Source organism: Streptomyces sp. NPDC091416, from assembly GCF_044756845.1.
Taxonomy (GTDB): domain Bacteria; phylum Actinomycetota; class Actinomycetes; order Streptomycetales; family Streptomycetaceae; genus Streptomyces.
In genome coordinates, this window is the sequence record NZ_JBIVTU010000001.1 from 439914 (window position 1) to 453230 (window position 13317).

The following is a 13317-nucleotide window of genomic DNA, read 5'->3' on the forward strand; positions in this document are numbered from 1 at the left end:
GGACAAGCCCAGCGGCGGCGTCCACACCGGCGGCGGCGCCCTCGCCTCCACCGTCACCAAGGAATGGCAGCCCGGCAAGGACGACGAAGGCGGCAAGTCCGACTGGAAGAAGGACAAGCCCAGCGGCGGCGTCCACACCGGCGGCGGCGCCCTCGCCTCCACCGTCACCAAGGAATGGCAGCCCGGCAAGGACGACGAAGGCGGCAAGTACCAGGACGAGGGCAAGCCCAGCGGCGGCATGCACGCGGGTGGCGGTGCCATGTCGATGACGGTCGCCAAGGAGTGGCAGCCGGGCAGTGACGAGGCCGGAAAGACGGACAAGTCCGCCAAGTCCGAGAAGAGCGACGAGGGCTGGAAGAAGGACAAGCCCAGCGGCGGCGTGCACACCGGCGGTGGCGCGATGGCGATGACCGGCGGCGGCCTGGCGGCCGGTTCGCTGCTGCTCCTCGGTGGTGTCGGTGTCGGCGCGTACAAGGTGCGCCGTCGTCAGGCGACGGGTGGCGCGATGGCCTGACCCGGCGGCGGCCTCGCGAGCCGGCTGCATTCCTGTCGCGGCCGCCGTCCCTCCGGACGGCGGCCGCGGCGCCTTCGTTTTCCCCGGGGCGACCGCCGCATCGGGCCCGCCCCGCACCACCGCACCCCGCACCGCCCCCGCACGGACGAAAGGCACGTTCCCATGGCCGCCCCGCAGTCGCCAGGCTCCTCCTCCCGGACCGCTTCCGAAACCGTCAGCCTCGGCCGCGCCCTGCTCTGGCCCGCCGCTGTGGCCGGGCTCGGCATGCTTCTCATCTACAACTCCATCGGCCCTTCGGCCGACGACAAACCACCCGCCCCGCTCGCAGCCGCGGCACCCGAAGCGCCGGCTCCGGCGAACCCCGCGGCTCCGGCTTCCTCAGCGGCCGCCACCGTCCCCCGCCAGGCCACTCCCACTCCCTCCCCGACTCCCACCGCCGCACCGGCCCTGGCCCGTTCGGTACCGAAGCGGCTGAAGATCCCCGCCATCGCGGTGGACGCCCCGTTCACACCGCTGTCGATCGGGGCCTCCGGCCGCCTGGACGCCCCTCCCCCGAACGACAAGAACCTGGTCGGCTGGTTCCAGGGCGGCGTGACGCCCGGCGAGCGCGGCGCGTCGATCGTGGCGGGCCACGTCGACACGATGACCGGCCCGGCCGTCTTCCTCCAGCTGAGGTTCCTGCGGCCCGGTTCCACGGTCGACATCACCCGTACGGACGGCACCGTGGCGACGTTCAAGGTCGACACCGTCGAGACGTTCAGCAAGGCGAAGTTCCCCGACAAGCGGGTCTACGCCGACACCCCGGACGCCCAGTTGCGCCTGATCACCTGCGGCGGCGTCTACGACAAGAAGGCCAAGGACTACGAGGACAACGTCGTCGTCTTCGCTCACCTCGACTCGGCCAAGAAGGGATGAGGCGACGTGCTCCCCCGGCGGAAAACCCCGTGCGACGGACCGCGGACCCCTGCTAGCGTCCGCCGCATGAACAAGCGCGCTGCGATGACGACGACGCCGGAGAGTGTCCCGGCGCACTGACTGCTGACCAGTGAGAAGCCCCGGGGCGAGTGCCCCGGGGCTTCTGCTTGCGGTCACTCGCCCTCCGTACGCGAGGAGACCGCCATGCACGACCACCGCAGGCTCGGCCGCGAGCTGGAGCTGTTCGACACCGACCCGCTGATCGGCGCGGGTCTTCCGTACTGGCTGCCGGACGGCGCGGCGCTGCGGCATGCCCTGGAGGAGTACATCCGAACCGCCGAGCGGCTGGCCGGCTACCGGCACGTGTATTCGCCGGTGCTCGGCAAACGGGAGCTGTACGAGATCTCGGGGCACTGGGCGCACTACAGCGACGACATGTTCCCGCCGATGGACCTGGGCGGCGAACAGGTCGTGCTCCGGCCTAGCCTTTGCCCGCACCACGCGGTCATCTACCGCTCCCGCTCGCACAGTTACCGCGAGCTGCCGCTGCGGATGGCCGAGCTGGGCGGCATGTACCGGTCCGAGCTCTCCGGGGTGCTCGGCGGGCTGACCCGGGTACGGGCCATCCAGCTGAACGACGCCCACATCTTCTGCACCCTGGACCAGGTCGCCGGGGAGGCGCGGGCCGCGCTGGACATGATCCGAGAGGCGTACGAGGCGCTCGGCATCCGACCGGCCCGCTTCCGGCTCTCGCTGCCGGGGCCGGGCGGCAAGTACGTCGCCGCGCCGGAGATGTGGCAGCGCTCGACCGCCCTGCTGACCGAGGTCCTCGATGCGTCCGGGCTGCCGTACGAGGCGGCCGAGGGCGAGGCCGCGTTCTACGGGCCGAAGATCGACGTCCAGGTCGCCGACGCGGCGGGCCGCGAGTCGACCCTGTCGACCGTCCAGGTCGACTTCCACCAGCCGGAGCGGTTCGATCTGCACTACGTCGGCGCGGACGGGGCGAAGCACAGGCCCGTCATGGTGCACCGCAGCATCATCGGCAGTGTGGAGCGCGCCGTCGCCCACCTCATCGAGCAGCACGGCGGCGCGTTCCCTGCCTGGCTCTCACCGGTCCAGCTGGCGATCCTGCCGGTCTCGGACGCCGAACTGCCGAACGCCGAGGCGCTGGCGCGACGTTGTGCCGTGCTGGGGCTGCGCGCGGAGGTCGCCGGCCGGGAGCGCGGGAGTCTGGGGGCGAGGATCCGGGAAGCCCGGCATGTGCCGTACCAGGCGGTCATCGGCGCGGCGGAGGCGGTGGACGGCCTGGTGGCGATGCGCCTGCGGGACGGGCGTCGCCTCGATCCGCTGCCGGCTCCGGAGATGCTGGAGCGGATCGGCGCACTGGTCGCGGCGCACAGCACCGAACTGTGGGACCGAGGACCGAGCTGAGGGCTGTCCCGCACCTCCGCACGGGGCGGCGCTCAGGGCCTTCGCTCCGGAGCGCGGGACAGCACTCAGGGCCTCCGGTCCAGAGCGCGGGGCGGTGCTCAGGGCCTTCGGTCCGGAGCGGGCCGGGCCTTGCGAGCCCGGCCCGGTCCGCGCGCGAGGCGCACGGTCCGCATACCGGCCTCGTCCGCGGCGCCCTACGCGGTGACGGGCTTCGCCTCGGTGCGCGGGGTTCCTCCGAGCGCTCCGGCCATCGTGGACGCGACGACCAGCAGGGCGAGGACGACCGTCATCGTGAGGCGGAGTCCGACGTGGTCGGCGAGGAAGCCGAGCGCGGGTGGACCGACGAGGAAGGCGAGGTAGCCCGCGGTGGAGACCGCTGCGACCCGTGCCGCCGCGTCGCTCGGGTGGTCACCCGCCGCTGACACGGTGACCGGGAACCCGAGCGAGGCGCCCAGCCCCCACAGCACCGTGGCGGCGCCCGCCATCGCCGGACTCGGTGAAACGATCACCACCGCCAGGCCCAGCGCGGCGACGACCGCGCTGATCCGGACGACCTGGACGGGGCCGAAGCGTTCGAGGAGGGGGCCGCCGGCGAAGCGGCCGAGGGTCATGGAGGCGGCGAAGACCAGGAAGGTCAGCGAGCCGGCGGTGGCGCTCACCTCGTAGCCGTCCACCATGAGCAGCGGCAGCCAGTCGTTCGCGGCGCCCTCCGCGAAGGCCATGGCCAGCACGATCACCCCGATGAGGACGAGCCGCCGGTCCCGCCACACGGCCAGCTGGCCCCGCCATCCGCCCGGCCCCGAGGTACCGGCCGCCTCCTTGCCCGTGCCGTGCGGGAGCGCCCGGACGGCCATGACCGCGGCTGCGGCGACCAGCAGGGAGACGGCCGTCAGGTGCAGGCCGACGGGTATCGCGGCGGCGGTCAGCGCCATGCCCAGCAGCGCCCCGATCACGGTGCCCAGGCTGAAGCAGCCGTGCAGCACCGGCAGCACGGGCCGGCCGATGACCCGTTCCACGTCCGCGCCCTCGATGTTGAACGCGACCTCGGCCAGTCCCATCCCGCCGCCGAACAGGGCCAGTCCGCAGAAGACCCCGCCCGCCAGCGCCAGGCCCGTGCCCGCGGCGACGACCAGCAGCCCGGTGACGATCAGCGCCGCGCCGACGGTGATGGCGGCCCGTGCCCCGTAACGGCGGACGAGCGGACCGGATGAGGTCACGCCGGCCATCGAGCCGGTGGAGAGCCCGAACAGCACCAGGCCCATCGCGCCGGTGGACACGTCGAGTCCGTCCCTGACGGCCGGAGTGCGCGCCACCCAGGAGGCCATGCCGGTTCCGGCGGCGAGCATGAAGAGGAACAGGGCGGCACGCCGGTGGCGTGTGGCGGCATCCATGAAGCGGGCCTCGGCAGTCCAGGAGGGGATTCAGCAGGAGCGTACGATCGTACGCCCTAGGAGTGTACGCTCGTACCCATGACGGACCACTTCGCGGGCGACCCGCGTACGAACCATGAGCGGATGCTCGCCGGCGACCTCTACATCGCCGACGACCCGGCGATCGTGGAGGCCCAGCGACGCGCCGTGCGCCTCGCCGCCCGGTACCTGGCGGCCTACACCGAGGACCCCGACGCCGCGCAGCCCGTGGTCGCCGAGCTCCTGGGCGGTCTCGGCGCCGGTGCGCACATCCGGCCGCCGCTGTACGTGGACTACGGCTCGTACATCACGGTCGGCGAGGACACATTCATCAACTACAACCTGACCGCCCTGGACGTCGCCCCGATCACCATCGGCCGCGACTGCCAGATCGGGCCGAACGTCCAGCTGCTCACCCCCACCCACCCGGTGGAGCCGGAGCCGCGCCGGGACAAGCTGGAGGCGGCGCGGCCGATCACCATCGGCGACAATGTCTGGCTGGGCGGCGGCGCGATCGTGCTGGCCGGGGTGACCATCGGGGAGAACAGCGTCATCGGCGCGGGAGCCGTCGTCACCAAGGACGTCCCCGCCAACGTGGTCGCGGTGGGCAACCCGGCCCGGGTGATCCGCTCGATCTAGACCTCTCGGCAGAAGGAAACACGTGGCGACCGGACAGAACGACCCCGAGCGGCGGGAGCGCATCATCACCGCCGCGCTCGACCTGATCGCGGAGGAGGGGGTCGCCGGGACCTCGCACCGCAAGGTCGCCGCGCGTGCGGGTGTGCCGCTCGGCTCGATGACGTACCACTTCGGCGGCATGGACGAGCTGCTGCGGGAGGCGTTCACGCGCTTCTCCGGCAGCATCGTCGCCGTCTTCGAGGAGCGTCTCGGCGCCGCCACCACGCCGGACGAGGCTCGGGAGGCCGTCGCCGACCTGGTCCACCACCTGTCGGGCGGCAACCAGCGCGAGCTCGTCCTCACCCACGAGCTGTACACCCTGGCCGCCCGCAAGCCCGCCTACCGCGAACTGACCCGGGAGTGGATGCGCCGCAGCCGGGTCGCCCTCGAATGGCACTTCGACCCGGCGACCGCACGTCAGCTCGACGCGCTGATCGAGGGCCTGTCCATCCATCGCGCCCTGGAGACGGAGCCCCACGACCGCGCCCTGACGGCCGAGGCGATCGCCCGTATCACCCGGGCCCCCGGCGCGCGTTCCTGACGCACGCCACCCCCAAGTCCCCTGGCCGGCACCCCACCTGACCAAGGTGCCGGCCAGGTGGTTCCTCCGTTCGTCCGCTCGTGCCTCAGCGGTCCTTCCCGCCCCGCCCACCAGGGAGAACGCGCACCGCGTACCGGGGAAAACGCGCACCGCGTACCGGGGAAAAGCGCATACGATCACCGCCGTGCGGCCCGCACCGGGCCGCAAGGGAGGGGACCTTCTTCGTGGCACATTCGGATCTCATAGACCTCGCGGGCCCTTGGGGCCGCATCCTCAGCGGCACGCCGCTCGACCATGAAACGCACACACGGGCGGGCCAGGCCATGGCCGTCGATCCGGTCACGCACGACCTCTTCGTGGTGCAGATCCGGGACGCCCTGGAGTACGGCAATCTCTGCGTCTACCGCATGAACCGGAAAACCGGGCGCCCGATCGACTACATGCACCTCAACGGCTTCGGTCACGGCTATCAGATCGGTGCGCAGCACATCGACGGCACAACGTACCTCTGGACCGAAGCCGGGCCGCTGTACAAGGAGTTCGGGACCCGGGTGGCCCGGGTGCCCTATCTGCCGGGGCAGACGGTCACCATGACGTCGTCCGTCGTCTCGACCCCCTTCCGTCCCACGGCGGATGCCCGGTTCACCGCTCCGAACGTCGATCCCGTGTACCACCGCCTCACGGTCAGGTACCAGACCGCCCAGGGGTACTTCTTCAGCCAGTACCCCATCGACCCGGTGACGGGTGATGTCACCTGGACCGCGACCAGGACGATCGCGCATCCCTCGAAGACCGAGGTCCCCACGCTCTGGGACACCTTCCAGGGCTTCGCGTCGCTCGGCGAGTACCTCTACCTCTACACGGGCAGCCCCGACAAGAACAACACCCATCTCACCGCCCTCTCCTGGTCGGACGGCTCCGTCGTGGCGGGGCCCCAGCACATCACCGCCGTGCCGGGGCTGGACCGCCGGGAGCCGGAGGGCCTGTGCATCGAGCCGATGGGTGACGAGTCCCGGCTGCTCTTCGGCTTCAGCGGCAGCCACACCACACCGCGCGAGGAGACGATCTGTTTCCTCTCCACGGAGGCACCGGTCCAGGGCGTGAAGCTGCTGACGGACTGGACCGCCCTCGCACCCGTGTCCGGAGTGACAGCGCAGACCGGCGCGATGAGCCCGCGCGGGCGTCTGGTGGACCTGGCCGGGACGACGTATCTCCAGCTCCGCGGCGGTTTCGACTGCGACCTCACCGCCGAGGGCCAGTTCGCACAGCTTCCGCCCGCGCTGACGCCCAGCCGCACCGTCCGGGCCAACGTCACCCGCAACAACCACGACGGCCGCTGCGTCTGCCGGGTCGAGGTCAACTCCACCGGAAAACTCTCGGTGTTCGGCCCGGCCGCGGACAACAGGATCTCCTGGATCGACCTCGACAACTTCTCGGCCGCCTGGCTCTGACAGTCGCCCGCCCCCAGCCACGTCAACGTATCCACGATCCCGGAGGATCAGCCATGCCCCAGAGCCGTACCAGCCGCCGCGCCCTGCTCACCGCAGCCGTGGCCGTTCCCGCAGCGGCGGTCAGCGCCCCGATGATCGCCACCCCTGCCGCCGCGGCCGACGTGCCCGGCGGCATCGGCGTCGTCCAGGACTGGCAGCCGCTCGTCCTCGCGGCGGGTGTCACCGCCGCAGCCGACGCCCCGGCCGCCCGCGTCGTGAAGATCGCCGGCACGGACTTCCTGCAGATGCGCGGCGGGTTCACCTGCGCCTTCACGGGAGACAGCGTGCTCGGCAACCTGCCCGCGGCCATCACGGTGCCGAAGACGATGCGCGGCGTCTGCCCGCGCAACAACTCGCTCGGCATCAACTCCTGTCGCGTGGAGGTCAACACCGCGGGGAAGATCACCGTCTTCGGCGCCACGGCCTCGAACGACATCACCTGGGTCACCCTGGACAGCTACTCGGTCGTCATGGCCTGATGCCCCTCGGCGCCGCCCGTCCGGCGACGGCGGGCGGCGTGCCGGAGCCGGCTCGGGTGCCTGTGGCCGCATGCCGGAACCGGCTCGGGCGCCCGTGGCCGCATGCCGGAACCGGCTCGGGCGCCCGGCCGCGAAAGGCAGGCGGCCGGCTGGATCATCTCGTCAATCTCCTGAAGTCAGCGGCCCTCCCAACTGAACACAGAACGGGCCAATTGCCGTTCTGCCGACGTTAATTGTTGCGCCTGGAGGGGTTGAACGAGGCTTCTGTTGCACACCTCTTGACGTTTCCCACGTGACGGCGGAACCATCGACTCTCGTCGGAGAGCGCTCTCAGAGGCTTTCCGAAGAGCTCGTCGTGTCACCCGTACCACGACTCAGGAGACCTACCCCATGCATGTTCCCCCCACGGAACACCCGATAACTCCCCCCACAGCCCCCGCAGGAGCCTCCAACGCCTCCCGCCGCAGGGGCCGGACCCGCACGTTCGGGTTCGCCGCGTTCGCCGTTTCCCTGTTGATGGCCATCCCCACGGCGCAGACCGCCTTCGGCGAGGACGCGCAGGCCATCGAGGGCGGCGGCGACCTCGGGCCCAACGTGATGGTGTTCGATCCGTCGATGCCCGACATCCAGGCCAAGGTCGACGCGGTGTTCAAGCAGCAGGAGTCGGCGCAGTTCGGCACCGGCCGCTACGCGCTGATGTTCAAGCCGGGCACGTACGACAAGATCAACGCCCAGATCGGCTTCTACACCCAGATCGCCGGCCTCGGACTGAACCCGGACGACACCACGTTCAACGGTGACGTGACCGTCGACGCGGGCTGGTTCAACGGCAACGCCACCCAGAACTTCTGGCGTTCGGCCGAGAACCTCGCGCTCAACCCGGTGAGCGGCACGGACCGCTGGGCGGTCTCCCAGGCCGCGCCCTTCCGCCGCATGCACGTCAAGGGCGGACTGAACCTCGCGCCCGACGGGTACGGCTGGGCGAGCGGCGGGTACATCGCCGACAGCAAGATCGACGGCCAGGTCGGCCCGTACTCGCAGCAGCAGTGGTACACCCGCGACAGCTCGATCGGCAGCTGGGGCAACGGCGTCTGGAACATGACGTTCTCCGGCGTCGAGGGCGCACCCGCCCAGAGCTTCCCCGAGCCGCCGTACACCACGCTGGAGAACACCCCGGTCTCCCGCGAGAAGCCGTTCCTCTACCTGGACGGCGACGACTACAAGGTCTTCGTGCCCGCCAAGCGCACCAACGCACGCGGCGTCTCGTGGGCCAACGGCACGCCGCAGGGCGAGTCCATCCCGCTGGACCAGTTCTACGTGGTCAAGCCCGGCGCGACCGCGGAGACCATCAATGCGGCCGTGGACCAGGGCCTGCACCTGCTGTTCACGCCCGGTATCTACCACGTCGACCAGACGATCAACATCGACCGCGCCAACACGGTCGCGCTGGGGCTCGGTCTCGCGACGATCATCCCGGACAACGGGGTCACGGCCATCAAGGTCGGTGACGTGGACGGTGTGAAGCTCGCCGGACTCCTCGTCGACGCCGGTCCCACCAACTCCGACACGCTGATCGAGGTCGGACCCGAGGGCGCGTCCGCGAGCCACGCCGACAACCCGACCTCGCTCCAGGACGTGTTCGTGCGCGTCGGCGGCGCGGGCGCGGGCAAGGCCACCACCGGCATCGTCGTCAACAGCGACGACACGATCATCGACCACACCTGGCTGTGGCGCGCCGACCACGGCGACGGCGTCGGCTGGGAGACCAACCGGGCCGACTACGGCCTCCAGGTCAACGGCGACAACGTCCTCGCCACGGGCCTGTTCGTGGAGCACTTCAACAAGTACGACGTCCGCTGGTCCGGGGAGAACGGCAAGACGATCTTCTTCCAGAACGAGAAGGCGTACGACGCCCCGAACCAGGCCGCCATCCAGAACGGTGACACCAAGGGCTACGCGGCCTACAAGGTCGACGACTCCGTCACCACCCACGAAGGCTGGGGCCTGGGCAGCTACTGCTACTTCAACGTCGACCCCACCATCCGCCAGGACCACGGCTTCCAGGCGCCGGTGAAGCCCGGCGTGAAGTTCCACGACCTGCTCGTCGTCTCCCTCGGCGGCCAGGGCCAGTACGAACACGTCATCAACAACACCGGATCACCCACTTCAGGGACAGACACCATTCCGTCGCAGGTGGTGTCGTTCCCCTAGCGGAACCCACGCACAACAAGGCGTGAGGCAAACGCCAAGCGCCCTACCGCAACACACAAGCACGGCGCGGAAGATCTCCGCCCACCCACAGACGGTGCGCCCCGCCATTGAATGGCGGGGCGCACCGCCGTCAGGCACATCCGGCTGACCGACGCACCGCCCCCGCCCGGCCGCGAGGGGAACGTCTCCGCCTCCGGAGGAGCTCCCCCCGCCGTGGGGCTCAGCCGCGCAGGGCCAGCGCACCCTTCGCCGGTACGGTCGCCGTGACCGTTCCATCGTCGCCGACCCGAACCGTGTTGCCGTCGCAGGCGCCCGGAGAGGCCTGCGCGACATTGCAGTACGAGCCCGCCGGGAGGGACGTGGCGAACGTCTGCTGAAGCTCGCCGTCACCGTTGTTGATGACGACGAAGCCCTTGTCACCGCGACCGAAGGCGATCGCCGACGCGCCGTTGTCCCACCAGTCGGTCAACTCCGCGCCCGCCGTGGCGTTGTGGAAGCCGACCATGCCGGTGATCGCCGTCTGTGCGTGCGTGCATGTCCAGCCGCCGCTGCCGCAGTCGGCCGCACCGCCGTTCGGCGGGCCCGCGTCCTTGTCCGACCACTCGTAGCCGGAGAAGACGTTCGGGGAACCGTAGGGTGAGGCGAGCATGAAGACGTTGGCCAGGGTGTAGGCCGCGCCGTCCTTGTACGTCAGTGTCGAGCCGTTGCGCTCGGTGTCCCAGTTGTCGACGAACGTACGGGCGCTGCCGCTCGCCAGTTTGCCGTCGGCGACGTTCTTCAGACCCGTGATGCCGCCGCCCTGGAAGGCACTCTTGAGGTGGCCGCCGTATCGGAACTCGTCGACGTCACCCACCCCCGTGTACTCGTCGGGCTGGACCGCCTCGCCGCCGCCGTGGATGACCTCGGTGACCCAGAAGCCCGGGTCGGCCATCCTGCCCTTGATCGCGGCGATGTCGTCGGCGGACATGTGCTTGGCGGCGTCGATACGGAAACCGTCGACGCCGAGACCGCGCAGGTCCGAGAGGTACGCGGCGATCGTCGTACGGACGGCGTCGCTGCCCGTGTCGAGGTCGGCCAGGCCGACCAGTTCGCAGGTCTGGACGTCGTTGCGGTCACCGTAGTTGCTGATGTCCTTGCGGCATCCGTGGAAGTCCTGGTCCTGGAAGTACCCGGGGTAGTCGTACTTCGTGTAGGCCGTGCCGCCGGTCCCCGTGCCGGAGCCGGACGACATGTGGTTGATGACGGCGTCGGCCACGACCTTCACCCCGGCGGAGTGGCAGCTGTCCACCATCGAGGCGAAGGAATCACGATCGCCCAGCCGTCCGGCGATCTTGTAGCTGACCGGCTGATAGGAGGTCCACCACTGGTCGCCCTGAATGTGTTCGGAGGCGGGTGACACCTCCACGTAGCCGTAGCCGGCCGGGCCCAGCGAGTCCGTGCAGGCCTGGGCCACCGCGTCGTACTTCCACTCGAACAGGGTGGCGGTGACGGTCTTCTCGCCCGGTGGGGTCGCCTGGGAGGTCCAGGGGGCGAAGGCGGTGATACCGGCGGCTGCGAGCAGGCCGGCCAGTGTCGCGCGAGCGGCGCGGGAACTCAATTGCGGCTCCTTCGTTCGCGGGGGCGGAAGTGGGGTCCGCACCCGGTGTGGGTGGCCACGCGCCTGGCCACCGTGGGGGAGTTCGGAGCCTGCCGCCACGGCAGTGAGAACGTCAAGAGGTGTCGCAAGAGATTCCAGCAGGTTTCTGAAATATATTGCCGGGCAGGCGTGTTGGGCAGGCGCTCACTGGTCTCGGCGTTGCACCACGGCCGTCGCCACCGCGCCCGCCAGCAGTGCCCAGGCGGCATAGACCGTCCAGGCCCCAAAGACCGTCCACGGGAAGAGAACGGACGTGTGGAGATCCGACGTCGACAGCCGCTCCCACGCGCTGAAGGGCAGCGTGTGCTGGAGCACCGCCGTGAAATGGCGGCGGTCGCTGAGGACCATCGGCAGCAGGAGCAGTACCACCACGCATCCGACGACAGCGCCTCCGGTGTGGCGTATGACCGCGCCGATCGCCAGGCCCGCGAGCGCGGCCACCGGTGCGAGGAGGGCGGATGCCACGACGAGGCGCACGGCGCCGGGGTGGCCGAGGGTCACCGAGGCGTCCCGGCCGGAGAGGATCGCCTGCGTCGACGCGAACGACGCCAGGGCTACGAGTGCGCCGAAGACAGTGGTGACGGCGGTGAGCACGAGGGCCTTGGCGGCCATCACCGAGCGGCGGGCCGGTACGGCGGTGAACGTGGTGCGGATCAGACCGGTGCCGTACTCGCCGGTGATCGACACGGCACCGATGGCGGCGACGGCCAGCACCAGCACCATCGCGGCGTTCCCGGTGAAGGCGTCCATGAGGGGCGAGCCGTTGGCGATGAAGGACTCGCGGCCGTGCTCGTCGTACTGGTACCAGTACTTGTAGTGGTCGTAGGCCGTGCCGGCGTTGAACGCGATGACGGCCAGCGCGGTGATCGCGTACATCCAGGATGTGGAGCGCAGCGACCATGTCTTGAGCCATTCGGCGGCCAGCAGGTCGCGGAAGCGGGCGCGGGGTTCGTCGTCGGTCGTGCGGGTGGGTGGCGCGGGGGCTGCTTGTGCGGTGGTCATCGGGGATCTCCTGCGAGGTATTCGACGCTTTCCGCGGTCAGTTCCATGAACGCCTCTTCCAACGAGGCTCCCAGCGTGGTGAGTTCATGCAGCAGCACACGGTGGTGCAGGGCCAACTCGCCGATACGGGCGGCGTTGAGCCCGGTGACGGTGAGCCGGTCGCCGTTCCGGACCACCTCGGCACCCTCAGCGGTGAGCAGCGGGGTCAGTGCCCCGGGATCGGGGGTTCCTACCGCCACGCTGAGGCGGGTGCTGCGGGCGGCGAACGCGGTCAGGCTCTCGGCCGCGATGAGTTCGCCGCGCCCGATGACGACGAGCCGGTCGGCGGTGTGCTCCATCTCCGTCATCAGGTGGCTGGAGACGAACACGGTGCGCCCCTCGGCGGCGAGCCTGCGGAACAGCCCGCGCACCCACAGCACGCCTTCCGGGTCGAGGCCGTTGAGCGGTTCGTCGAAGAGCAGCACCGGCGGGTCGCCGAGCAGCGCGGTGGCTATGCCGAGGCGCTGGCGCATCCCGAGGGAGAATCCGCCGATGCGCCGACGGGCCGCCCCTGCGAGGCCCACGTCCTGGAGCACTTCCTCGACCCTGGAGCGCGGGATGTTGTTGCTGCGGGCCAGCATCGCGAGATGGGCGCGGGCGGTGCGGCCGCCATGCACGTCGCCCGCGTCCAGGAGGGCGCCGACGTGCCGCAGTCCGCGCGGATGTTCACGGAACGGCCGGCCCTGGAGGGTGGCCGCCCCGGCGGTCGGCTCGACCAGGCCGAGCAGCATGCGCAGCGTGGTGGTCTTGCCGGCGCCGTTGGGTCCGAGGAAGCCGGTGACCTCGCCCGGCCGTACGGCGAAGGTGAGGTCGTTGACGGCTGTGGCGTCGCCGTATCGCTTGGTCAGCCCGTTGACTTCGATCATGCCGTCAACTGTCGCGCCCCTACCCACCGTTCGTCGTCGGACCGGCGTTGACACCTGTCCGGCCCGGTGTCGACCCCGGTTGTACGACCGTGGTCCGATGCCGGGG

11 protein-coding genes and 1 pseudogene are annotated in these 13317 nt (G+C 70.5%); 8 read left to right on the top strand and 4 right to left on the bottom strand.

From position 1 onward, the window contains the following. From ACIQMX_RS01745 to thrS, 3 genes and pseudogenes are all read left to right on the top strand, one after another. Positions 1–514: hypothetical protein (locus ACIQMX_RS01745; RefSeq protein ID WP_402474352.1), on the top strand; the 514-nt coding region annotated here is incomplete at its 5' end. Positions 515–676: 162 nt separating this feature from the next. Then, entirely contained in the window at positions 677–1429 is a 753-nt protein-coding gene (locus ACIQMX_RS01750; RefSeq protein ID WP_363066578.1) for a class F sortase, read from the top strand. A 198-nt stretch (positions 1430–1627) separates the two neighbouring features. Beyond that, a pseudogene (gene thrS, locus ACIQMX_RS01755) lies at positions 1628–2860 on the top strand (threonine--tRNA ligase); the annotation flags it as partial. A gap of 194 nt (positions 2861–3054) precedes the next feature. Here the strand turns inward: thrS and ACIQMX_RS01760 are convergent. Beyond that, complete coding sequence (locus ACIQMX_RS01760; RefSeq protein ID WP_363066579.1) at positions 3055–4251, bottom strand: MFS transporter; 1197 nt, start codon at positions 4249–4251, stop codon at positions 3055–3057. A 78-nt stretch (positions 4252–4329) separates the two neighbouring features. On the opposite strand from ACIQMX_RS01760, the gene ACIQMX_RS01765 reads away from it, so the two are divergent. From ACIQMX_RS01765 to ACIQMX_RS01785, 5 genes are all read left to right on the top strand, one after another. Next, positions 4330–4908, top strand: coding sequence for a sugar O-acetyltransferase (locus ACIQMX_RS01765; RefSeq protein WP_402474355.1), 579 nt, complete (start codon positions 4330–4332; stop codon positions 4906–4908). 22 nt (positions 4909–4930) lie between these two features. Continuing rightward, the gene (locus tag ACIQMX_RS01770) at positions 4931–5488 is read left to right on the top strand and encodes a TetR family transcriptional regulator (protein ID WP_363066581.1); all 558 of its coding nucleotides are present in this window, start codon (positions 4931–4933) and stop codon (positions 5486–5488) included. A 224-nt stretch (positions 5489–5712) separates the two neighbouring features. Then, positions 5713–6939 carry a hypothetical protein gene (locus ACIQMX_RS01775; RefSeq protein ID WP_402474356.1) on the top strand — a complete coding sequence of 409 codons (1227 nt, stop codon included), beginning with the start codon at positions 5713–5715 and terminating at the stop codon, positions 6937–6939. A 53-nt stretch (positions 6940–6992) separates the two neighbouring features. Then, positions 6993–7457, top strand: a complete 465-nt coding sequence (locus tag ACIQMX_RS01780) for a hypothetical protein (protein WP_363066583.1) — start codon at positions 6993–6995, stop codon at positions 7455–7457. Between the two features lie 390 nt (positions 7458–7847). Next, positions 7848–9668: a coagulation factor 5/8 type domain-containing protein gene (locus tag ACIQMX_RS01785; RefSeq protein ID WP_402474358.1), complete on the top strand. Its 1821-nt coding sequence runs from the start codon at positions 7848–7850 to the stop codon at positions 9666–9668. Between the two features lie 220 nt (positions 9669–9888). Here ACIQMX_RS01785 and ACIQMX_RS01790 read toward each other — a convergent pair whose 3' ends face one another. The 3 genes from ACIQMX_RS01790 to ACIQMX_RS01800 form a co-directional block, all read right to left on the bottom strand. Continuing rightward, positions 9889–11265: an alpha-amylase family protein gene (locus tag ACIQMX_RS01790; RefSeq protein WP_363066585.1), complete on the bottom strand. Its 1377-nt coding sequence runs from the start codon at positions 11263–11265 to the stop codon at positions 9889–9891. Between the two features lie 183 nt (positions 11266–11448). After that, complete coding sequence (locus ACIQMX_RS01795) at positions 11449–12306, bottom strand: ABC transporter permease (RefSeq protein ID WP_363066586.1); 858 nt, start codon at positions 12304–12306, stop codon at positions 11449–11451. Then, positions 12303–13211: an ATP-binding cassette domain-containing protein gene (locus tag ACIQMX_RS01800; protein ID WP_363066587.1), complete on the bottom strand. Its 909-nt coding sequence runs from the start codon at positions 13209–13211 to the stop codon at positions 12303–12305. The genes ACIQMX_RS01795 and ACIQMX_RS01800 overlap by 4 nt, the downstream gene beginning before the upstream one ends. Positions 13212–13317 lie beyond the last annotated feature (106 nt).

What these genes read in the sequence shown, in the direction of transcription:
- ACIQMX_RS01750 (WP_363066578.1), top strand. Translation starts at nt 677, where the DNA reads ATGGCCGCCCCGCAGTCGCCAGGCTCCTCCTCCCGGACCGCTTCCGAA.
- ACIQMX_RS01760 (WP_363066579.1), bottom strand. Translation starts at nt 4,251, where the DNA reads ATGGATGCCGCCACACGCCACCGGCGTGCCGCCCTGTTCCTCTTCATG.
- ACIQMX_RS01765 (WP_402474355.1), top strand. Translation starts at nt 4,330, where the DNA reads ATGACGGACCACTTCGCGGGCGACCCGCGTACGAACCATGAGCGGATG.
- ACIQMX_RS01780 (WP_363066583.1), top strand. Translation starts at nt 6,993, where the DNA reads ATGCCCCAGAGCCGTACCAGCCGCCGCGCCCTGCTCACCGCAGCCGTG.
- ACIQMX_RS01785 (WP_402474358.1), top strand. Translation starts at nt 7,848, where the DNA reads ATGCATGTTCCCCCCACGGAACACCCGATAACTCCCCCCACAGCCCCC.
- ACIQMX_RS01795 (WP_363066586.1), bottom strand. Translation starts at nt 12,306, where the DNA reads ATGACCACCGCACAAGCAGCCCCCGCGCCACCCACCCGCACGACCGAC.
- ACIQMX_RS01800 (WP_363066587.1), bottom strand. Translation starts at nt 13,211, where the DNA reads ATGATCGAAGTCAACGGGCTGACCAAGCGATACGGCGACGCCACAGCC.